Source organism: Chitinophaga arvensicola, from assembly GCF_900110835.1.
GTDB classification, from domain to species: Bacteria; Bacteroidota; Bacteroidia; order Chitinophagales; family Chitinophagaceae; genus Chitinophaga; species Chitinophaga arvensicola.
Genome location: NZ_FOJG01000001.1, coordinates 1,097,084 through 1,120,509 on the forward strand (window position 1 = coordinate 1,097,084; position 23,426 = coordinate 1,120,509).

The window sequence follows — 23,426 nt, forward strand, 5'->3', positions numbered from 1 at the left end:
GCATCTCATGAAACGAATAGCCGTTTTGTTCCTGGCTACGACTATCGCTATGGTAGCCAATGCACAGCAGCAGATAAGAAGCAGCATCACCCTGACCGCCACAGATATAAAAGGCCGCTTTCAGCTGGAACAACTTGTTTCCGCCAAAGATGCCATCCTGCGCAAGGTGATGCGGCCTGTATTTTTTCCTACAGATAGTGTAACACATCTTACCTGGAGCACCAATATCAGTGAACCGGTAGTCATATCGCTCGCTGTACGCGGCGATGCTACGGCCACACAAAAGGTGTTCCTGCAACCAGGCGACTCCCTCAGCTTTGTCTTTCATGCAAAAGACACGCTGGATGGTAATCTGCTGATGGATACCGTGCATTCAAAGGCCGGCACGCTGAATAATGTACTGGCCTGGTATGAATACCATAACAACCTCACCATGACGCCCATCTGGCTCGCCGCCGAAGCAAGCAAAGCCACACTGCCTATGTTTGAACAACATCTGCAAGGCATGAACGCGAAATATGCTAATGCCAGCAAACTGACCGGCAACAACAAATACCTGGCTGCAATGCACAGTTACAATGCACTGATGGTGCGTAATCTTGCCTGGTGGTGCTACGACGAAAATAATAACACAGATAGCTTGCCGGATACATTTATAAAACCCGCTTACGACGATAAAGCGTTTGCCCTGCTAAATGATCCTGCTTTTGTAAAGTATGTGCTGCCGGAAGAAATAAAGCGTGGATTTGCCTACCAATACGATTGGATGCTGAAACAGCGATATAAAACAGCAATCGCCGGCATGAATGACAGCGCTAAAACCATATTCCTGGGTCAGAAAATTGAGCAATCAGCAAAATTGCCCGCTTTTAAGGAACTGGCGTGGTACGTGTATGTAAAGGAAACATACTTCCCTTATCTCAATAAACGCTATAACGCTACTCAACAGGCAGATGCCCGGAAAGCCGCCGCCAAAGTGGTACTGCCGGTAAAAGATACCGCAATGCAGGCCCGCTTGCAACAGCTGATTGCCACTATGGGTAATGTATTGCCCGGTTCACAGGGACTTAACTTTGCATTGGAAGATCATACCGGTAAGATCTGGCATTTCAGCGACCTTAAAGGAAAAGTGGTGTACGTGGATGTATGGACCACCTGGTGCGGCCCCTGCCGCGCAGAAGCGCCTCTCTTTGAAAAGATGGCCGCAGATTATGCAGGTAAAGACATTGTGTTTTTAGGTATTTCGGCAGATAGACCAAAGGATAAGGCTACCTGGATTGAGATGGCCAGCCACAAGAAAACCTTACAGCTGTATTCCGGCGAAAAAACAGCGTTCATGAACTATTACCAGGTGCCTGGCTACCCCACTTTTCTTTTGTTTGATAAAGAAGGAAAAGTCGTAAACGCCAATGCACCCAGGCCCAGCGCTGAAGCTACCCTTAAAACAGCGATCGATAAACTTTTATAACCAGCATAGGGGGAGCGCGTTGTTAGCCGCGTCCTGTTTGCAAAGGGGATTACCTCTTCTTTCCGCCATAGTTTATTTAAAGCGTCTCCGTACCCGGGGGCGCTTTATTTGTATCCGGCGGCCTGTAGCTCGAAAAGCTCCGCGTAGCGGCCTTTCCGGGCAAGCAGTTCTTCATGGCTGCCAATTTCTACCAGTGTACCCCGCTCTAATACGAGGATGCGGTTAGCCATACGCACGGTAGAAAAACGATGTGAAATAAGAACGGCGGTTCTATCACGGGTCAGATCAGCGAAGCGGAGAAATACATTATATTCTGCCCTTGCATCCAGTGCAGAGGTGGGCTCATCCAGTATCAGCAACTGGGCATCTTTCATGTAGGCCCGCGCCAGTGCTATTTTCTGCCATTCGCCACCGGAGAGTTCTATACCTTGATTAAAACGCTTACCAAGCATCTGTTCGTAGCCCATTGGCATTTTTTCTATCAGCGGGTACGCGAGACTTTGTTTCGCGGCATCTTCTATCATCGGCTGGTTGCCACTTTGATTGATGTTGCCAACAGCAATGTTTTGCGATACCGTCATCTGGTAACGCTGATAGTCCTGGAATATAACGCCCACCTGCGTACGTAGTTCCTGCAGGTCATATTCCCGTAAATCCACCCCATCCAGCAGGATACGGCCTTCTACCGGATCATAGAGCCTCGATAATAGCTTTACCAACGTAGTTTTACCGGCGCCGTTCTCTCCTACCAGCGCGAGTTTCTCGCCGGCATGGAGCGTAAAGCTCAGGTGACGGATCGCCCATTTATCAGAATTGATATATTTAAAACCCACGTCCTCAAAGGTAAATCCCTGCAGGATGGGCTTTGGAAATGCCCGTGGATGCAGTGCAGGCACCATTTTGGGCTGGATCTCAAAGAATTCAAATAAATCACGCAGGTAAAGAGCGCCCTGCGTTACCGATGAAAACCGGATAAGGATACCCTGGAAAGTGGTTCGTAATTGCCGGAAAGAACCCGCCAGGAAGGCCAGATCGCCAATACTGAGTTGTCCGCTGATAGTACGGATAATGATGATTACATACGCCGCATAATAGCCTGCAGCGCCTATCATGGCGAAGAGCGTTCCCCAGATGGAATCGCGGATCTGTAACTCTTTTTTATCCGTATAAAATTTATGGGAGATGGCTTTAAAGCGGTTGATCAGGAAATTGGAAAGATCAAACACTTTCACTTCTTTGGCCGTTTCATCGCTGGCGCCGAGGTAACGGATATAATCAAGCTCCCGTCTGTCGGAGGTCTGACCCCAGGCCAGTTTATAGTACAGGTCGTTGAAATGCGACTCATTTAGAAACGCAGGGATCACGGCCAGCAGCAGCAATAGTATCAGCCAGGGATTGAAAACGACCAGGCCCGCTGCCAGGAAAACGATCGTAATAATATCCTGCACCTGGCTGAGTACTTGCGCCAATAGCACCGTTCTGCCGGAAGTTTGCTGCCGGGCGCGTTCCAGTTTATCGTAAAATTCTGCATCTTCAAACTGGTCCAGGTCCAGCTTGGCGGCATGTTCCATGATTTTTACGGAAGTGTGGTTAGCGAACAGGTCGCCGAGAAGCCCGTCCAGCAAAGAAATAGCACGACTCAGCAAATCCGATAGTATCGCCAGTCCAAATTCAATGGCCACCAGCTTCCACAGCCAGGCACTGGGGTGATGGGTATCTTTACTTAGATGCACCACCTGGTCAATAATGAGTTTGCCTACGTATAACAACGACAGTGGCATGGCAGATTGCGCCACTCTTAAAACCGTATTTGCGATGGCCAGCCCGGGGCTGGTTTGCCATACCATCTTAAAAAATGCCGGCAGGTTGCGAAGGGCCGCCAGCCGTTCTTTGAAGGTTAATTTTTCCTCTTTGCCCGTACGTTTCTTCCTTGGATTTGCCATTGCGCTCATGACAGTAATTTACGAAAAACCTATCGTGTTACAGATCAAAAGGATTTTCTTTAAATTTGAGTTCATGTGAAAAAATCGGGATGCTATGTTAATATGGATTATTTCTTTACTGATCGTAGGTTGTGTAATTGTTGCAGGCGTGGTATACGCTGTTAATGAGCAGTCCAGACAATGGGCGGAATCGGATAATTAACAATATCCTCTTATATTAGGGTAACTCAAACCCTCAACTATGTTGAAATCCCTTCTGCCAGGTGTACTGCTGGCAGCTACTCTCTCTGTTTCTGCACAAGATAAAATCCAACAGGTAGAAAACAGCCTGAAGCCCTGGGTACAGGTGGAGAACGCGCCCGCCGTAGGTTTAAACATCTACGAACGCATGAAGGCCTACAATGTACCCTCTGTATCCATTGCAGTAATTGACAACGGAAAAATTGCCTGGACAAAAGCCTATGGACTGGCAGATGTGGCAGATAAAAAGCCAGCAACGCCACAAACGCTTTACCAGGCCGCATCCATCAGCAAATCTATCAATGCGGCAGGCATCATGAAACTCGTGGAAGCCGGGAAGTTGTCACTGGACAAGGATATCCGCAGCTACCTGAAAACCTGGACCTTTCCGGATAATAAATTTTCCAAAGGCCAGCCCATTACCCTGCGCCACCTGATGAATCATACTGCCGGTCTGAGCGTGCATGGTTTCGGCGGTTACGAAGCAGGTAAGCCCCTGCCCACCATTAACCAGATCCTGGATGGCACACCACCCTCCCAAAGCGCCAAAGTGGAACCTGTATTTAAGCCGGGAGAAAGGATGCAGTACTCGGGTGGAGGTACTACTGTGATCCGGAAAATCATAGAAGATAATATAAACACCGATTATGCAGGGTTATACCAGAAGCTGGTATTCACTCCGCTGAAAATGACACACAGTACTTTTATACAACCCCTGCCGGCGTCGCTGGCGCCCAATGCAGCTACCGCCTATGATAGCGATGGTAAGCCGCTGAAGGGCCGCTACCATACTTACCCGGAATTATCGCCGGATGGCCTCTGGACCACTCCTTCCGATCTGGCTACCTATGCCATTGCTATGCAGCAATCGCTGGACAGCGCGAAGGGTAGCTTTCTGAAACCCGCTACCGTCAGGCAAATGCTGGCGCCTTTCTCCGAAAAGCAACAGGTGGGATATGGATTTTTTATCACCGAAGCCGGCGACCAGAAATTTTTCGGACATGGCGGCAGTAACGATGGTTTTAAATGCGCCCTGTATGCCGGGGAAACCAATCACCAGGGCGTAGCCGTAATGATCAACTCAGACAATGGCGCGATCATCGATGAAATTGTAAATGCGGTAGCGGAAGTATATGGTTGGAAGCGTTTTTATCAACCGGCAATTAAGAAAGTAATAACGCCTTCGGCAGATTCCATCGCTGCGTATACAGGTAAATACAATATCAAAGCCGTTGGTATCGGCCTGGAAATTATCTCCAGAAACGGCGTGCCAGGCCTCACGCGCTCCGACAGAAGCACCTGGGAGCAATTGTATTTTACTGATGAAAGCCGCTTTTTTATACTCTCGGAGCGCTTTGATCTCCGTTTCGTTCGCGATAGAAGCGGTAAAGTGACCGGAATCGAAATCCGGACCGGTGACCAGGGCTTCGTCGCAGATAAAGTCGCTGCTGAATAAATAAGTTGTCCGGTAGCGTGATAAAACGATAGCTGTGCATAATTAATAGCCCAGAGTAGAGGGATGCCCCGATCACAAGCGTCATACCTGCGTACTGGAGCTTTAAATTAATTTGCAATTATCGATATGCGTGCAAAAAGGAATGTGCTGACTTATCTGGCAGAGAAGGAATGGCTGATCATGAGTTTATGGTTTGGCCTCGCTTTTATTGGTGCTATACTGGAGATCTCTCGCGATAATTATAATAATTTTCGCATATTTAGAAGTGTGTTCTACCACGTAATACACCAACTTCCTTTATATACGCTTTATCCCGCCGAATACTACGATGTAAATCTTTACGGACCTATATTCAGTATCGTTATTGCACCCTTTGCCGGGCTGGATATGCATCTCGGAGCGATGCTCTGGGCCCTTTCCGGTGCTGCAGTACTGTTTTACGCCATCCGGCAGCTGCCCCTTTCGCGGCTGCAACAAAATATCATTCTGTTACTGTGCACCCAGGAGTTAATGGGCGCCAGTGGCTGGTTCCAGATGAATCAGTTCATTGGCGCTTTCATTATCCTGACCTTTACCAACACGATCAAAGGAAAGGAACTCTGGGCAACGTTTTTCATCGTGTTAGGTACGCTTACCAAGTTTTATGGCATCGTAGGACTCGCATTCTTCTTTTTCAGTCCCAATCCACGGCGCTTTATCGCAGGGCTGTTCCTCTGGGGAGCCGTAATGTTTGCACTGCCAATGGCTATTTCATCTCCTCAATACATCGTCAACTGCTACTTTGAGTGGTATGCCGCACTGGTACACAAGAATGCATTAAATGAAGGCTCCGTATTCCAGGACATATCTGCCGGAGGCTTTGTTAAACGCGTATTCCATATGCCGGACCTGAGCAATATGCTGTTCCTGGTTCCGGCGGTAGTAATGTTTGCATTGCAGTACACGCGTCTGAAAGATCGCTACAACTCCCGCTATCGCCTGTATATTCTTTGCTCTACGCTGATGTTCCCTGTATTGTTCAGCACCAGTTCCGAGTCTCCCACCTATATCATCGCTATACCGGCCATTTGTATCTGGTATGTGATGCAACCCGCTACCCGCTGGAATAATATATTTATCTTTTTTGCCATCCTGCTGGTGAGCTTCTCCCATTCGGATGTGGTAACTCCCTGGGTCAGGAAGAACCTGGCAGTGCCTTATGCCCTGAAAGCCTTGCCCTGCCTGGTGTTATGGCTTAAAATTGCATATGATATCTATACCCGTAAATATTTATTAAAAAAAGCACACGTTTCCGCGCCTGTCAAGGAATTGGAGGCCGTACCGGTATTGTGAAAAAATTAACTGAAAAAGTAATATTCCGGGCGTAAATTGCCGGATTATATTATTAAAGGTTTTTTGATTATGAACACGGGATTCAAGATAGGTAGTGCATTCGCGTTATCTGCAATGCTGTTTCACGGCATGCAGGCAAATGCACAGAAGAAGCCGGCATCCCTGCCGGGCTTTGTTGAAAGTAAATCAGTTGCTTCAGTAGATCCATACATCGGTTCCGGTGGCCACGGGCACGTATTTGTAGGCGCCAGCGTTCCTTACGGAGCTGTACAGGCAGGTCCGACAAACATCGTGAAAGGTTGGGACTGGTGCTCCGGATACCACTATTCAGACAGCGTTTTAATCGGCTTTTCCCAGATGCACCTCAGTGGTACCGGTATCGGCGACCTGGGTGATGTACTCATTATGCCCTACACCGGTAAAGTGAGAACCAACCGGGGTACACAGGAAGATCCGACTTCCGGCTATGGCTCCCATTACTCCCATGCCCGCGAAACCGCCCGCCCCGGCTACTACGCCGTTCAGCTGGACGATTACAACATCAAAGCAGAACTCACCGCCTCCGAAAGAGTGGCGTTTCATAAATATACTTTCCCGAAAGATCAACCCGCCAATATTATCATCGACCTGAAAGAAGGTATTGGCTGGGATGCACCGGTAGAAACATTTATCCGCCAGGTAGATGAATATACCCTCGAAGGATACCGCTATTCCAAAGGCTGGGCAGTTGATCAGCGCCTCTGGTTTGCTATCAAATCCAACGTACCGGTGAAAGAATTCCAGGTATTCAACGGAGATACCAAACAAACCGGTAAAGAAGTAAAAGCGAAAGAAGCCAAGGGCGTCATCGTTTTTGATAAATCTCCCGGACAGGTAATGTTGAAAGTAGGTATCTCTCCTGTGAGCAGCGAAAATGCGCTGGCCAATATCAAAGCAGAGATTCCAGGCTGGGACTTTACCCAAACCATCAAAAACGCCAATGCCAAATGGGATCAGGAATTATCCAAAGTAAGCATTGAAACAAAAGATGAAGCTGTACGTCGGGTATTCTATACCGCCATGTACCATACCATGATCGATCCTGCTCTGTTCAACGATCATGATGGCAGCTACCGTGGCACCGATAAAAAAGTATATGCCAATCCTGGCTTCGATAACTATTCCGTTTTTTCTCTCTGGGATATTTACCGTTCCTGCGCACCACTCGCTACTATCCTGCATCCTGAGAAAGTGAACAGCTTCGTGAACTCGATGCTGGCGATTCACAAACAACAGGGCAAATTGCCGGTATGGCCGCTGATGGGCAATGAAACAGATTGCATGGTAGGCTACCACGCTGTACCTGTTATTGCAGATGCCTACCTGAAAGGATTTAAAGGCTTCAACGCAGAAGAAGCTTTCGAAGCCATGAAGGCAACTTCTACCCGCGACGATCTTGGCGTGAAATACGTAAAAGAGCGTGGCTATATCCCGGCCGACAAAGAATACGAATCTGTTTCCAAAGCAATGGAATATGCGATCGACGATTGGTGCATTGCAGCTATGGCAAAGAAACTGGGCAAAACAGAAGACTTCGAATACTACAAAAAACGCGCAGGCTATTATAAGAACTACTTCGATAGCAGCATCCGCTTCGTACGTCCGCGTATGAGTGATGGCAGCTTCAAAACGCCTTATGATCCGTTCAATTCCATCCACGAGAAAGGCGACTTCACCGAAGGCAACGGCTGGCAGTATACCTGGCTGGTACCACAAGACGTAGAAGGCCTGATCAGCCTCATGGGCGGCGATGAAGCGTTTACGCTTAAACTCGATAGCCTGTTTACCGCTAAAGGTGATATGGGTGCGCAGGCATCTAACGATATCTCTGGTCTTATCGGTATGTATGCGCATGGTAATGAGCCTAGTCATCACGTGACCTACATGTACGCTTTCTCCGGTTACCAATGGAAAACCGCTGAAAAAGTAAGACAGGTCATGAAAGACTTCTACTTCGATCAGCCGGAAGGCCTGGCTGGTAACGAAGATTGCGGCGCTATGTCTTCCTGGTATATATTTTCTTCCCTGGGCTTCTACCCTGAGAACTCCGCCAGCGGTGTGTATGTATTAGGCAGTCCGCTGTTTGATAAAGCATCTATCAAAGTAGGCGCAGGTAAAACCTTTACTGTACAGACTATCGGTAACAGTGCAGCTAACATCTATATCCAGAGTGTTACACTGAACGGTAAGCCATATACGAAAAGCTTTATCACCCATCAGGATGTAGTAAAAGGCGGAACACTGGTAGTGAAGATGGGTAACAAACCTAATCTGACCTTTGGTAAAGCCCTGGCCGACAGACCTTCTAACGCACTGTAATTATATAATATCCGTTAAATAATTTGGGGAGATGAAAGCAATATACTTGCTTCCATCTCCCCAAAAATTTTATAACAACACTACTTATACGCTCTCTCCCAGCACCCGTAACACTTCCGGTGTTACCTCGCCAAAGATAGAAACGCCGGCAGCGCCATTTTGAACAGCCAGTTTCACCGCTTCTGCCAGATCCGTATAATTACCGTGGAAATCCGGTAAGTATAGTCCTGCATACAACGGAAACGCGCCATGTAACCCCCTCACGCCTTCTGCTACGGCATCACCTATCCAACTCACATTTTCCCGGTAAAAGCCATGATAAATCATCGGGCATACGGCATTCAACGGCCAGTTGGTCCAGTCCTGGCGAACAATGCGTTTCGCAATTTCAGGCGTCGGGAATACCGCCGCTGAAATCGGCTTTTTATGTTTCTTCGCTACCTGCGAAAGGTTGCTTACCACATTGGTAATACGGTCGTAGCGGAACTTACGCCAGGAAGGGCTTTGGTCCGGATGTTCTATCTGTAACGGATCTATGCCGTTTTTTTCTTTATAGGCATTGCGGCATTGATCGCAGTAACAGAAATCATACTCCGGCAATTCTTTCGATTGATCAATACCATAGTGGCTCCACAGGTTCACCGGTAATATTACATCGCAAAAACGAACATAGTCGAGGTGAATACCATCTACATAATCCAGTGAAAGGATTTTTTCTACCTGGTCTTTCAGATAATTTACCACTTCCGGTTTGCTTGGGCAAAGCCAGCGATAATAATCCACATAAGGTGGATGATCGGCGCAGGACTCCCCTTTACGGTTCTTCGCATACCATTCGGGATGCGCGGCCAGTAATTCTTTTTCGCCACGGTTCATGGTCCACATCCAGCGGTGTGCCTTGATGCCATTGGCTTTGGCAGTTTTGAAATGAATTTCACTATCCGCTTCAAACATAATATCCGTGATGCCGGCTTTTCTGTAGGCAGCATATCTTGGTTGTAAAATGGCCGCAGTTTCTTTATGATCGGGGTTAATCCATACCCGGTGCTGCACCGTATTTTTTTCAAGGTTGGGAGATGTTTCCTTCACCGCAGCGGCGCTGGCAGGTAATGCAGGTGCGGCGAAAGCAAGTCCGCCGATCCCTAATGATTTAATAAAAAGACGTTTATCCATAGCTGTTATTTTCTGTTAGTATAAACTTTACCTTCCTGGTTGATATTGATCGCGCCTGAAAAACTACTACCCGTAATACTGGCGGTGTATTGTGATGAAATGCCTTCCATCGTTAGCGTATATACCTGACCGTTAGCACCTGTTTGTTTGGCCGGGATCTTCAGTTCCGCCAGCGTAGCAGCATAGCGGCCATTACTCTGTTGGTACTGCTGTTGCGCATTGTACACCAGCCAGAGAAACGGTTTGGCGTTTTCTGCCGGTGGCAGCTGAAATACAGTATTAGCCTTGCTGGTAAAAAGCAGGTAGCCCCAGCGTTCAGGTGCATGCATATTTACGATTTCCTGCGGCGACCACACCCAGTTATGTTCCGGCTGCTGGCGTTTTACATACTTGCCATCCTTCACATCGGTATCCCATTCCACCCGCGAAAAATTGATCCGCCACATCGTGTTTTCCACCGGCCGCTGGTTTTTGCTGAAAAAGCTCATGGCGCTGAAAGGAATGGCCATTTCTACGGTCCATTCTTTATCCGTATCCGACGGATTGTTGACCGTACCATTAACGTGTACGGCAGTACGTATACCTTTGGTATCCCAGTTCAGCAAAGCCTCTCCCCCATTACGGTATGGCTTGCCCATAAACAGGTCCATCACCGTATTTAAGGCATTGATCTCTATTTCGTAGTACTGGTGCGTATCTCCATCAGGATCTATAAACACCTCAAAATCATTATCCCGGAAAATAATGGCGTCGTGGTCGGTGAGGGTGCCCCACATATGCGGTTCTTCCAGGGTAGCTGCAATATATAAATATTGCTGGTCCCACATCATCTTAACGCGGGTACGCAATGGTGGTGCGGGTTTGGAGTCTCCTTCTATATCTTTGAAGTCGGAAGACCAGGTGGCTTGCTGCCACCCGGCTTCATCCAGTTTCCCGTCGATGGTAACCGGCGCTTTCGTTTCCTGACATACGTAGTGAAGCGGCGTTCCTTTAAAGGGCCGGAATGATTCGGAGAAGACCTGTGCGAAGCTGGTCTTTCCGAGTATCAGCATACAAATGCCACAGCCGGTTATTAATTTCTTGATGTTGACAGGCGTTTTTCTCATTTAAATTTTCCGTTGATTAAATCCTATAATTCTTACCAGATGCGCACTCTCGTGCTGTCTGGCCTATACATGCCATCGCCTGGCTTTACGCCATACACTTCATAGAAAGCGTCTACATCGCTGAATGGTCCGTTTACCCTGAATTTAGCCGGGGAATGCACGTCTGTCAGCACTTGTTTCGCCAGGGATTCTTTTTTGGTATGTCCCAGCCAGCCCAGGGCATAGCCCATGAAATAGCGCTGTGATGGCGTATATCCGGCAACTTTCTCATTTTTTTTGAACTGCTCCGTTTTCTTGAAGGCTTCCCATCCGAGCAGAATGCCACCCAGGTCGGCGATGTTTTCACCAAGGGTAGCTTTACCATTGATGCGCAAAGTATCTACCACTACATAGCCATTGAATTGTTTTACCATCACGGCGGCGCGGTCATTGAATTTCTTCTCATCTTCCTTGCTCCACCAGCTTTTTAAATTACCGGCTGCATCAAACTGACGGCCTTCGTCATCGAAGCCGTGTGTGATTTCGTGTCCAATGGTAGATGCACCGGCGTAACCATACACGATGGCATCATCCAGTTCTTCATCCCTTTTGCCCGGTACGGTAAAGATACCCGCAGGAAGCACAATTTCATTGTTGCTCGGGTTATAATAAGCATTGTAGGTTTGTGGCGTCATGTCCCATTCATTACGGTCAACCGGTTTGCCCAGTTTATTGACCTGGTAATTTTGCCACCACTGCTGGGCCGCTTCAATGTTCTGATGATAGGATTGTTGCTTGATATCCATCGCAGAAAAATCTTTCCACTTATCAGGATAACCTACTTTCTTGGTAATTTTAGAGAGTTTGTATAATGCTTTTTGTTTCGTACTGTCGCTCATCCAGTCGAGATGTTCGATGCGGATTTTCAATTCTCCACGGATCTCTTCCACCAGGTTTTCATATCTCTTTTTTGCGGTGGTGTTAAAGAATTCTTTCACAAACAATTGCCCCAATGCTTCTCCCATTGCACTTTCTTCTGCATCCAGTACCCGCTTCCAGCGTGGCTTTTGTTTGTCCTGTCCTTTGAGGAGGGTACCATAGAAAGCGAAATCGGTATTGGCAATAGTATCACTGAGATGCTGCGCAGCGGCGTTGATCACATGCCATTTGAGGTAGTCTTTCCAGGTATCGAGTGACTGTGATTTCAGCGCATTACTCAGATTGGTATAGAACTCCGGCTGACCCACAATGATGGTATCCGCAAATTTGGAGATGCCTTGTTGCTGGATAAATTCCTTCCAGTCAGCATTCCCTGCAATTTTATTCAGCTGGGCTACCGGCATTTTATGATAGTTGGCTTCCGGGTCGCGCAGTGCTTCCAGCTTGCGGCTGGATTTGGCCAGGTTGGCTTCCAGTGCTACAATGCCGGTGGCGGCTTTTGGCGCGCTACTGCTGTCGTAGCCAATAAACTGGAGCATCCTGGCCACATGACCGGGATAAGCATTCCTTATTTTGGTGGTGCGGTCGTCGGTGTTGAAGTAGTAGTCGCGGTTAGGAAGACCTAACCCACCTTGTTCCAGCTGTACTACTATCACATCGCTGTTTTTTGCATCTTGCCCGATATACAGGCTACAGAAGGCACCGGTATGAACGTTTAGTTTCGATGCCAGCTGCACCAGCTGTGCAGTATTGGTAACTGCATCAATGGCTTTTAATTCGGCTTCAATAGGTTTGATGCCTTCTGCATTGATACGAACGGAATCCATACCACTGGTCCAGAAGGCGGCTATTTTTTTAGAGATGGGATCGTTCGGATTTTCGACTGCTTTTTCATTGATGATGCGCAGGCGTTTGTATAATTCCTCCTGCACCAGGTTGCCGATGCCCCAGGAACTATATTCCGAAGGGATAGGATTGCGTTTTATCCAGCCACCGTTGGCGTAATCAAAGAAATCCTGTGCGGGATTTACGGTGCTGTCAACGTTTGCTGCTACAGCATCTGGTGTTGGGGTATTGGTATCGGTGGTAGGGGCACCCTGGTTACATGCGGCAAGGCATACTATGGCAGCCAAACCTGTTCCGGTGAGGATGGACTTAATCATAAGCTGTTGTGATTTTTATTAGCGGAAGAAAGGTAATTATTTTTTGCCACCCCGGTTATTAAAATGGGCTCAACGGCAGGAAGAGAATTTAAAGTAAATATTGTATTTTGTTACAAAGTCATCTCCTTACCTGCAACGCTTATGATAAACAATTTAAAGACCGGCCGGATTTTATCTATCGACGCTTTCCGTGGTATCACGATTCTTGTCATGATTTTCGTTAATAGTGTAGCGGGTGTGAATGGCATTCCCACATGGATGCAGCATGCACATGGGAATGAAGACAGGATGACTTTTGTAGACGTCGTATTCCCTGCTTTTTTGTTTATTGTTGGGATGTCTATTCCTTTTGCTGTCAATAGCCGCCTTGCGAAAGGAGATAGTTTCTGGCAGCTGCAGCAGCATATTGCGTGGCGTACCATCGGCTTATGGGTATTGGGTATTTTCATGGTGAATGCGGAACGTGTGAACGAGGCCGCCACCGGGATGAATGGTGCATTATGGGCGCTCCTGTTTTATATCTGTGCAATATTGGTATGGAATGTTTACACGTTTAAAAACAAATGGATTACCTGGTGCTTTAAAGCAGTGGGCATCATTGGATTGGTAATCCTCGGAATAATTTTCCGTGGAGGTGAAGATGGCACAGAGCGGCTAAGTCCTCACTGGTGGGGAATTCTCGGGTTAATAGGTTGGGCTTATCTGTATGCATGTATTTTTTACCAGTTGTTTAAAGGCCTAGCCGGGGCTATTATGCTGATGATCGCTGTTTGCATCGGCTATTATATTTTATGTAAACAACCCTTTATGTCACAGGGGGAATGGAGCTGGCTGACTTCGCAGGCGGGTAATGCAGCGCATACCGCTATTGTGTTGTCTGGTATGTTGCTCACCCTGTTTTATTTTGATGAAGACCTTGGTCTGAAAGGGAGTAAGCTGGTAGCCCGGGTTACGGGTTATACCGCTTTGTTGCTGATCGCCGGTGTGATGTTAAGACCTGCTTACAAACTTTCGAAAATTCATGCAACACCCACCTGGTGTTTGTATTGCAGCGCCATTTGTGTAGCAGTATTTTCTCTTTTGTATTACCTGATAGATGTAAAACAGGTGAGTAAGTGGACTACCTTTTTCCGTCCTGCAGGTTCCAACCCGCTGCTCACTTACATATTGCCTGATATTGTTTTCTTCGCCATGCTGCTTACCGGAGTTACCTTGCCGGCGGTGTTGGGAGAAGGACTGCCAGGCATGCTCTGGTGCGCCTTTTTCGCAGTACTCATGCTTTTCCTGGTAAAGGGATTAAACAAGCTGGGAATCCGTTTACAACTGTAACAATCTTACACGTTACCACGTTTTAACGCTCGTAATGTAGAGAAATATCTACGTGAAATACATCCGTAAGTGGCTGTAGCGCGTAGATATGATGTGGCATTTCGTTTGACCCTTTAAACGCGGAAACAGATTTTTACATCCCAAATAGTTCCCCCATGAAAAAAATTGCAGTTGTATTAGCGTCAGCAGGAGTGATTTTAGCTATCTTAGCGCAGTATGCCTTAACCAACGACTGGATGTGGTTTAAAATATTCCACACCCTTGGTTTCATCGGCTACATATTCATCATCAGCGGACTTGCTTGTTTTTCCCTGTGGTTGATTCATCAGTTTTCCCGTGATGAAAAGAACAGGATAAAACGTTACTACCACCGGGAACAAGGTAATGCTGCACAACGGTAATATTTTATGTCAGACCTCTTCACACTTAAGTTCGTATACAAAGGCCATCCACACATACTGGAAGTACAAACGGCTAATCAGCAATTTAAAACCGTATACAAGGTGATTGTGGAAGAACACGAAATTACTTTTGAACCCGATGAAGAGGGTTTTGTACGCGCTGTTTCCAGTAAACCGATGCACGATCATTTAAATACCGTGGACGTTGGTTTACTACATCATGTGGCCGAATTGATTATCCAGCATATTCAATAGGCAGGAGTTTCCCTGAAAATTATGCTTCGTCACTTTTTTCACCCCTGATTTCGTCCCGTAATGTTTCAGGGTCCCACCCCTGACCTTCATCTACCCAGGTTTTTATCTTGTCGGAGGTGATCAGTTTTTCCATTTCATCAATACGCTCTTTCATAGAGCTGATATATTGTTTTTTATCATCACGGAGGGCGGATAATCCTTTGAGCGAGCGTTCATCCTGACGGAAGAAGGTGCGCGCAGCGCGTTCACTGTGGTAAGCCCGTGTGCCCAGCATCCTTAGGGCATCTACGCCTACCCTGAGGGAGGTATCTACTGTTTCCCGGTAAATATGTAATACACCGAGGTCCATCAGCTCAAAAGTATCTTCATTATTTTCTGCTCTCACCAATAACTGGAGATGCGGAAAATAGCGTTGTGCAATCTTCACTATTTCCAGGGTTTGCTCTGCGTGATCGGTAGCAATGATCAGCATTTTGGCGTCAGCAGCGCCCGCAGCAGCGAGCAGATCATAGCGGGAGGCATCTCCATAATATACCTTGATACCCAGGTTATGCAGGGCATCTACCCGGTCGGAATCCAGGTCAAGGATGGTGGCATTAATGCCATTCGCCCGCAGGAAACGGCCTGTCATACTGCCAAAGCGGCCAAAGCCGGCAATGATCACGGCATTCTTCTCGTTGATTTCATCGGCTTCGCGCTCGGCTTTTACTTCAGAGCGGGTATAATGTGGTTGGATCACTTTTTCATATAATAACATGATCAGCGGTGTCATCGCCATACTGATCGCTACCACAGCGGTCATCATCGCGGTCATCTCTTCACTCATCAACCTGGTCTGATGGGTAAACGATAAAAGCACAAAGGCAAACTCGCCGATATCCGCCAGGGCAAAGGCAAATAACAGGTTCTGATCGGTGCTCAGTTTGAAAATTTTCCCCAACATCAGCAGCACAATAGCTTTCAGTGCCATGATACCCACTACCAGTCCCATGATCAGCCACGGCTGTTCCATGATGAGTTTAAAATCTATAGAAGCGCCAACAGCGATAAAAAATAAGCCCAGTAACAATCCCTTGAAGGGTTCTATATCACTCTCCAACTCGTGGCGGTATTCGCTGTTGGCCAGTACAACTCCGCCGAGAAACGCACCCAGCGCAGAGCTCAGCCCCACCAGGTTCATAAGTACTGCAATGGCCACTACCATCAGCAAAGCCGTGGCGGTAAACAACTCCCGCACACGTGTACGGGCAATGATGCGCATCAGCGGACGCACCAAATATCTGCCGGCTATAATGATAGTGGCTACGGCTCCGAGTACTACCAGCGTCTGACCCCAGCCAGGAAGATTATCCCGCAGGGAAGTAGCGTGCGCAGTGGCTTCTGGCGCAGCATTACCTGCCAGCAAAGGAAAAATGGCCAGCATCGGGATCACCGCAATATCCTGGAACAGCAATACAGAAAAAGCGCTCTGCCCGGCGGAAGTACCCATCCAGCCTTTTTCATTCAGCGTCTGCAATACAATAGCGGTCGAAGACAACGACAAAATCATTCCCAATGCAAGCGAAGTATTCAGCGGTTGTCCTATCAGGAACGCAATGCCGGCAATGGCGGCCGCACTTAATACTACCTGTAGTCCTCCCAAACCAAGTATGGATGAGCGAAGCCGCCATAGCAGCGCAGGTTCCAGTTCTATCCCGATCAGGAAAAGCATCATAACCACACCGAATTCGGCAAAGTGCATGATGTCTTCTCCTTCCCTGCCTATAAATCCGAGTAAGGACGGACCAATGATAATACCCGCTATCAGGTAGCCCAAAACAGCGCCCAGTCCCATTTTCTTGGCTAATGGTACAAATACAATGGCGGCCGCCAGGTATACCATCGACTGAAATAGTAAAGAATGTTGATCCATATTATCAGGTTTGAGCGGGTAGTTGAAGAAGTTGGTTCAGGTTAGCAAGACCAGGCAAAGGTGTCAGATCAAATTTATCGTCCCGCAGGCGTTCCAGTACCTGCTTCAGTTGTGCGGCATCTTCCTGTATATCAGAGAGATCCTGCCGGTGAACGCCATATAACACAAAGGGCGCGGCATACTGCATGTTACACAATTTCGCCGTTTGAATAAATGGTAACAGGAAATCATGGATGGTATGCCCGTGATGACCCTCCAGCGAATAGGAATGTTCTGATCCGCCAGCAGAAATGATATTGCTGAAATACTTGCCTGTCAGGGCTTTGCCTTTATGCCCGTATGCCCATCCATGTTCCAGCACCAGGTCCATCCACTGCTTTACAATCGCCGGAGCGCTGTACCAGTAAAAAGGATGCTGCATGAAAATAATATCGTGCTGTTCCAGGAGTTGCTGTTCACGGGCAACATTGATGTCGAGGTCAGGATATTGCTCATACAGATCGTTGAAAGTCACACCTGGTATATGCTTGACAACCCGCAGCAACTGGGAATGTACCCTGGATTTTTCCAGGGCCGGATGCGCAAAATTTATCAGAACTCTGGCCATTATCGGATTTTCGTATAAAGAAATGTAGGTATTTTTTTCAAAAGTTGCCCTTCCGGGCAAATGCATAATGCCCTTAGCCTTCCGAATATTCCTGTAATAGTAAGCGGTATTTATTAAGAATACTTGATTTGGAGATAAAGCCCATCAATTGCTTATCCTGCACTACCGGCAGATTCCAGGCATGTGCGGTATCAAATTTTCTGATTACCGTGTTGATATCGTCTTTCAGCGAAACAACTGCGGGTGGCGCATGCATCAGTTTTCTGACGGTAATGTTGTCGTATAACGCTGGATTAAACATAATGGGCCGGATATCATCCAGCGTAATAATGCCTTCAAACAGTTGTTGCTCATTGACCACTGCAATAATATTGCGGCTGCCTTCCTTTACCAGTTCTATGATCTGTCGTAAAGTGGCGTTAATAGAGATGGTCTGTACATCTTTTTCTATCAGGTCGTCCATTTTCAGCAGCAGCAGGATGTTTTTGTCGTGCGCATGGGTAAATACTTTTCCGTCTTTTGCCAGTTCTTTGATTTCCGGAGAGATGGGAGAAAACCATTTGGCCATCAGGAAGGAGATCGTGGAAACGATCATCAGCGGAATAAAAAGATCATACCCGGAGCTGGATTCGGCTATCAGGAAGATGGCGGTAAGTGGTGCATACATCACCCCGGCCATTACCCCGGCCATGCCTACAATTACGAGATTGGTCACCGGAATATCGGTAAGCCCCGTCTGTTGGCAAACCATGGCAAAGAAAAACCCAAGAAAGCCGCCTGCAAAGAGGGAGGGCGCGAAATTACCACCATTACCACCACTCTGGATAGTAACAGAAGCGGCAAATGCTTTCAATAAACACACGCAACCGGTGAATACCAGCAACATCCAGCTTTGTATGGGCAGGTACCGGAAGAAACTGTTCTGCAGAATAGCTTCGCCATGCCCCGCTGCCAGCGCTTTTACACTGGTATAGCCTTCTCCGAATAAAGGAGGCAGCGCCACGCAGAGTGCCGATACCAGTATACCGCCAAGGATAGCACGCTGCAGCACCGACCATTTGAGGTAGTGGTGAAAAAAATGCTCTACTTTCTGGGAGATGACGACGTAATACCTGGCGTAAAAGCCACTGAGAATGCCCAGCACAATATAATAGGGTACGTTGTGATAATTGAAGGCTACGCGCGATTCAAAATGAAACAATGCTTCTTCCTGTAAAATAATCTTCGACAGCAGGCTGCCACAAACAGCCGCTACGATGAGGGGCATGAAATCCGAAAACACTACACCGGTTAGCAGGATCTCAAAGGCAAACATCATCCCGGCAATGGGCGCATTGAAAGCAGCGGCGATCCCGGCAGTAGCGCCGGCAGCCAGTAAGAGGGTCCGTTCTTTATAGCCGAGCTTGTAGATCCGTGCGTAGTTGGATCCCAGGGCCGCACCCGTAACAGCGATGGGGCTTTCCAGTCCGGCAGAACCGCCTAAGCCCACCGTGATGGCGCTTTGCACAACCTGGGAGTACATTTTCACCGGTGGAATAAAGCTGGAGTTGCGGGCTATTTCATGCAGAATAGCAGGAATACCTTTTCTCGATTGTCCTTTGAAAAACCATAATACCATCAGGGTGGTCAGTACAATCCCCAGGAAAGGAAATACAATATAAAAGAAGAGTTGGGTACTGAAATGTACTTTATAGGTAATTACATAATGGATGTAGTGAACCAGGCTCTTGAGAATTACCCCCGCTAAGCCGGCGGTACAGCCCACTAAAATACCGGAAAGCAACAGGAACTGGTTGCGGTTCATTTTGCTGTGCAGCCAGTGCAGGATGAGTTCATAGCTTTTCGCGCTTTTTAAGCTGTATTGTTCGAAATCCTTTTTAAATCGAAAAAAGCTATGGTATTTCCGGAGGCGGTTAAACTTGCTCATGCGGCAAATTTAAGGATCAGAGCTCAATCAACCCATAAACTTTATCATTCAGATACGGACCGCCGGGATGCCTGGCGGAATAATCCAGGTTGATCCAGTACTCCCCTTTCAGTTCGTGGTAATAGATTTCTTTCACTGCAGGCCTGGGGAAAAGTGTGATGATGGCCTGTTTCATGATTTCAAATTCTTCTTTGGTGCCGCAATACAGTTCAGGGTAAGCATGACCTTTTATCAGTACAATACGGCATCTGGCGCCGATCGATTGCAGGCACGACATCATGAGAATGGAGTGATCATCACAGTCGCCGCCCAAACCATTCTGGATGGTTTCCTGTGGTGTAGCAAAATATTCATCTCTCCGGGAGTCGAGTACGTATTTGAACTGGCTGTTGATCACACGGAACAGGGAAAGGAAGCGGGTGATCTTTCCATATTTATAAAAATATTCGTCATAATAGTCCAGGGAGTGCTTTACCGAGAAGTTGCGGACTACAGAGTCCTGGAAATTGATTTTCTCCCGCATACCCCGCACGGTTTTATCGCGGTAGCTTTCCACCCTTCTGGGGTAAAGACTGAGGATATCCAGTTGTTTGCTGCCTTTGGTATTCAGGTTGCCCTGTACCATTCCTTTATAATCGTTGAGTACATTATAAAAGGTATATCGGTCGGTAAACTTGTTAACGACCATCACGGTGCATACGAGTAAAAAAACAGGAATGATAAGTGGCCGGAATACCCATCGGAGTAGATAAACAACCACGAAACTAGCCACCACGGCGAGTAACAGGTCAATGTGCCAGCCATTGGCTACCAAAGGGGGTGTGAAGCGGTTGATATAAGGAGCCAGCAATAATAAAGTCAACAGGCTCAAGGTGTTGAACAATATTTTTTGTACTACGGTATATTTGCTTTCGTCTATGGCCATTATGCTACGCAATAAAGCAAAATTATGCCATAATCACCTCGCAAAGTTTGGAACGGCCTGTTTAAAGGATGTACTTTTTCTGATCAGTTCTATCTGCTGTACGGTATCGTTTTTCTGTTTATCCATCTGTAATTCCTGATAGATTTTATTTAACAGGCCGAAATTCATCAGCGCCAGTACTTTGAAATCCAGTTTTTGTGCGTTTTCCACGGCGGTTTCAGCAGTACGAATGGCTTTGTTGAATTCGTGTTCATTAAAATATACACCGGCGTACAGTAATTTCTGTACTGATTCGAGGTATTTTCCACCAAAATAATCTACAGAGTATTTCTTGATTACCTGATCGGTATGGCGGCAAATTCGTGCAGCCGATGCCGTTTGACCTAAGCCGAGGTAGGCCTGGGCCTGCCAGCAAAGCAGTTGAAGACGCAGGGAATCTGTTTTACGATGTTGTAAAGAAGGATATGTTTCAAAGATCCGGGTGGTAAAGCTTAGCAGGTGCTCGTTATCTCCCAGCAGGGTGAAAACGATTCCCATATTTCGGAACACGATTTCCTGCGGCTCTGTGATGGGCTTCTTGCCTCCGCCTGTCCAATAGCGGAAATAGTTATAGATCTTCTCCCGGATATTTTCGTTAATAATGCCAAATTTAAGGAACTCGTAAATGAAGAGCTGTATTTCATAAGGTGTTACCCATAGCTCATCTTCGAATTCGTCGGCGGTGTAGATCTTCTTTATATTATTGAGTTCTATTTCACACTGTTCTGCATCCAGCTGGAGCAGGGCCATGGTAAAAAGCTTACTTCTGATTTTGAGTTTATCTTCCCGGGCTTCAGCAAGTCCCAGCAGCGCGGTGAGTACTTTGCGTTTTCTGAAGTGAATAAATTCGTCGCTGATGAAGGGGCCGATGGGATTCTTCTTGAAGAAGCCTGCCGGGAAGATAGATTTAAGTTCGCCTTGATTGTTGCCGTCGTGCTGGTAGTGTAATACCAGGTATTCCAGCAGGTGGGATTTTTCTATATTGGATAATGGTAAATGCAACATTTTGATGATGCCGTCTATCTGTGCGTGGTTGATAGCGTAGCGCAGCAACCATCTGAATACGCCTATACGGTAGGGCGATTGCGGCAGATGTTCCAGGATGGCCATCAGCAGGGGTTCATTGATTTCCTGGCCGTTCTGTTTCAGGTAGTGCATGGCCACAAAATACTCCAGGAGCATGGTGTGGGCAAAGCGCACCTTCACATTGAACATGATTTCCTGGCTCAGGTTTTCTTCTACCAATATATTATCTGCCAGCAGTTCCTTGTAGGCGGGGAACAGGTCTGCGTTTTGGGTGAGCAGCAGGTTTTTATCTGCATAAATGCCTGTTCTGCCTAGGTCCAGCAGGGTCAGTAATTTCTCTATGATTTTGATTTTGAAAGAATTGCTTTGCGAGTTGAATACCCGGTTCTGGATGAAGCGGGATACAATTTCGAATAAGCTGAGGTGTTCATCTACAAAAGTCTGATCCGGGCCGGTGTTCAACTGGCAGAACAATTGAAGATAATATGGATACCGTAGTTTTTGAAGGAAGTTTTCTGAAAAGAGGCGTACGGTTGCAGGATCGAACTGGTGATTATAAAGGATTGATTTTACTTCCTGCTCTGTTAGCTGGGGCATGTTGATATTGGTTTCCTCATCCATTTCGGCTCCCAGGTACCAGTAGCGCCGGAAGGCGGGGTATTGCTGGGAGTGCTGGAATATTTCTGCCCAGGTGCTGCTCCGGATGGAAAGGATCACTTTCACCCACGGGTACAGGTCGTTGGAGTACACGAAGTCTTCCAGTTTGGAGTAGAGGAGGCGGAGTTTTTCCCCGGCTACGGCAATTTCATCGAAACCGTCTATTATTAATATAAGGCGTCCGCCTTTTTTATCGAAGTGACTGGAGAAATATTCCCGGAAGTTCTCGCCATTGCCCAGGTTCATCTGGTTGTCCAGCCAGGAGGACAGGGAAAACCCTTTGAGCAGGAGGCTGCCGGCAGCATGTGCATGGATAAACCAGCATACATCCTGTTTATAGCGGGCTTCTTTTCCGAACCAGCAATGTTCTGCGAGATGTACCAGTGCGAGCGACTTTCCCCAACCGGAGGGAGCTATCAGGGCGGTGGCGGCGTAATCGCTTTCGAGGAATTTTTCAATATGTGCGTTACAGAAGGGCCTGTGCACAGTGTACGGGAATGCGATGCCAGAGCGGTTTTTGAGGGTGAGCATGGTATAATGGGAAACGGCGTCTGCTTTGCTTTTCAGATCGGACCATTTACTATTATCCAATGCTGCGGCCGAGGGGGACGCATTCGTGGATTTAGAAGCGGTGTTGAGCTTCCGGTAGTGATGTTGCTGAAAATCTTCCCAGTCCTTATACTGACAGTATTGCGAAAGCGTATTAAGGGTATATCTGGAGAAGCTGTGTTGAGCGACAGCAAATCCGAACACCCGTTTAAGCGTAGTTTCGCTTACCAGTTTCGTGGTGTCATCCAATATGGACTGAGAGAGATGTTTGCAATCTCCTGGCAGCATGACTTCAACACCAAACCTGCGCAGAACTTCATTCTGGAGGGTAATGATAAAGTCATAGGATAGATCAATCATAGGGGACAATAAATGGATTTTCGAATTGTCGGTACCTGTTTAATTACGTATGCTATTTGCGTTTAGATTTTCCAAAACACGAATGAACAAAATGAACAGAAAACATTAAATCGAATTATATATATAAATATAATTAATAAGAAATTTGCTCCACTTAATTGGTATCTGTATATCATATATAAATATGATGATGTACAATATAGTATTATTATATAGAATATTATAATATATTAAAATTATTTTATTTAGCAGTAAAATAGAGCCCTCTAACTGCTGACAATG

General features: G+C 47.0%; 16 protein-coding genes. 7 read left to right on the plus strand and 9 right to left on the minus strand.

Annotation, left to right across the window (positions count from 1 at the left end):
* Positions 1-7: 7 nt before the first annotated feature.
* On the plus strand, positions 8-1,468 hold the full coding sequence (locus BMW79_RS04765) for a TlpA family protein disulfide reductase (RefSeq protein WP_089891246.1): 1,461 nt from the start codon (positions 8-10) through the stop codon (positions 1,466-1,468).
* Between the two features lie 104 nt (positions 1,469-1,572).
* Here the strand turns inward: BMW79_RS04765 and BMW79_RS04770 are convergent, their stop codons facing one another.
* A complete protein-coding gene (locus tag BMW79_RS04770) occupies positions 1,573-3,420 on the minus strand; it encodes an ABC transporter ATP-binding protein (RefSeq protein WP_245752378.1) in 1,848 nt (615 codons plus the stop codon).
* Positions 3,421-3,652: 232 nt separating this feature from the next.
* Here BMW79_RS04770 and BMW79_RS04775 point away from each other — a divergent pair, with 232 nt between their 5' ends.
* The 3 genes from BMW79_RS04775 to BMW79_RS04785 all read left to right on the plus strand — a co-directional run bounded on the left by BMW79_RS04775 (position 3,653) and on the right by BMW79_RS04785 (position 8,797).
* Positions 3,653-5,107 (plus strand): serine hydrolase domain-containing protein, encoded by a 1,455-nt coding sequence (locus BMW79_RS04775; RefSeq protein ID WP_089891249.1) that lies wholly within the window; start codon positions 3,653-3,655, stop codon positions 5,105-5,107.
* A 126-nt stretch (positions 5,108-5,233) separates the two neighbouring features.
* On the plus strand, positions 5,234-6,439 hold the full coding sequence (locus BMW79_RS04780; protein WP_089891252.1) for a glycosyltransferase family 87 protein: 1,206 nt from the start codon (positions 5,234-5,236) through the stop codon (positions 6,437-6,439).
* A gap of 69 nt (positions 6,440-6,508) precedes the next feature.
* The gene (locus BMW79_RS04785; protein WP_089896778.1) at positions 6,509-8,797 is read left to right on the plus strand and encodes a GH92 family glycosyl hydrolase; all 2,289 of its coding nucleotides are present in this window, start codon (positions 6,509-6,511) and stop codon (positions 8,795-8,797) included.
* A gap of 84 nt (positions 8,798-8,881) precedes the next feature.
* Here the strand turns inward: BMW79_RS04785 and BMW79_RS04790 are convergent, their stop codons facing one another.
* The 3 genes from BMW79_RS04790 to BMW79_RS04800 are packed head-to-tail and all read right to left on the minus strand — an operon-like array spanning position 8,882 to position 13,157.
* Positions 8,882-9,970 (minus strand): family 10 glycosylhydrolase, encoded by a 1,089-nt coding sequence (locus tag BMW79_RS04790; RefSeq protein WP_089891255.1) that lies wholly within the window; start codon positions 9,968-9,970, stop codon positions 8,882-8,884.
* 5 nt (positions 9,971-9,975) lie between these two features.
* Positions 9,976-11,076 (minus strand): carbohydrate-binding family 9-like protein, encoded by a 1,101-nt coding sequence (locus BMW79_RS04795; protein ID WP_089891257.1) that lies wholly within the window; start codon positions 11,074-11,076, stop codon positions 9,976-9,978.
* A 32-nt stretch (positions 11,077-11,108) separates the two neighbouring features.
* A complete protein-coding gene (locus BMW79_RS04800) occupies positions 11,109-13,157 on the minus strand; it encodes a M13 family metallopeptidase (RefSeq protein ID WP_089891260.1) in 2,049 nt (682 codons plus the stop codon).
* A gap of 141 nt (positions 13,158-13,298) precedes the next feature.
* On the opposite strand from BMW79_RS04800, the gene BMW79_RS04805 reads away from it, so the two are divergent.
* The 3 genes from BMW79_RS04805 (at position 13,299) to BMW79_RS04815 (ending at position 15,142) form a co-directional block, all read left to right on the plus strand.
* Complete coding sequence (locus BMW79_RS04805; protein ID WP_177192041.1) at positions 13,299-14,486, plus strand: DUF5009 domain-containing protein; 1,188 nt, start codon at positions 13,299-13,301, stop codon at positions 14,484-14,486.
* Positions 14,487-14,641: 155 nt separating this feature from the next.
* The gene (locus BMW79_RS04810; protein ID WP_089891266.1) at positions 14,642-14,887 is read left to right on the plus strand and encodes a hypothetical protein; all 246 of its coding nucleotides are present in this window, start codon (positions 14,642-14,644) and stop codon (positions 14,885-14,887) included.
* A gap of 6 nt (positions 14,888-14,893) precedes the next feature.
* Complete coding sequence (locus tag BMW79_RS04815; protein WP_089891269.1) at positions 14,894-15,142, plus strand: hypothetical protein; 249 nt, start codon at positions 14,894-14,896, stop codon at positions 15,140-15,142.
* 19 nt (positions 15,143-15,161) lie between these two features.
* Here the strand turns inward: BMW79_RS04815 and BMW79_RS04820 are convergent, their stop codons facing one another.
* From BMW79_RS04820 to BMW79_RS04840, 5 genes are all read right to left on the minus strand, one after another.
* Positions 15,162-17,054: a monovalent cation:proton antiporter-2 (CPA2) family protein gene (locus BMW79_RS04820; RefSeq protein ID WP_089891272.1), complete on the minus strand. Its 1,893-nt coding sequence runs from the start codon at positions 17,052-17,054 to the stop codon at positions 15,162-15,164.
* Between the two features lie 4 nt (positions 17,055-17,058).
* Complete coding sequence (locus BMW79_RS04825) at positions 17,059-17,661, minus strand: NAD(P)H-dependent oxidoreductase (RefSeq protein WP_089896779.1); 603 nt, start codon at positions 17,659-17,661, stop codon at positions 17,059-17,061.
* A 73-nt stretch (positions 17,662-17,734) separates the two neighbouring features.
* Positions 17,735-19,588 carry a chloride channel protein gene (locus tag BMW79_RS04830; protein WP_089891275.1) on the minus strand — a complete coding sequence of 618 codons (1,854 nt, stop codon included), beginning with the start codon at positions 19,586-19,588 and terminating at the stop codon, positions 17,735-17,737.
* A 16-nt stretch (positions 19,589-19,604) separates the two neighbouring features.
* Positions 19,605-20,525 (minus strand): transglutaminase domain-containing protein, encoded by a 921-nt coding sequence (locus BMW79_RS04835; protein WP_245752379.1) that lies wholly within the window; start codon positions 20,523-20,525, stop codon positions 19,605-19,607.
* A 21-nt stretch (positions 20,526-20,546) separates the two neighbouring features.
* Complete coding sequence (locus BMW79_RS04840; RefSeq protein ID WP_089891281.1) at positions 20,547-23,144, minus strand: NACHT domain-containing protein; 2,598 nt, start codon at positions 23,142-23,144, stop codon at positions 20,547-20,549.
* Between the last annotated feature and the right edge of the window lie 282 nt (positions 23,145-23,426).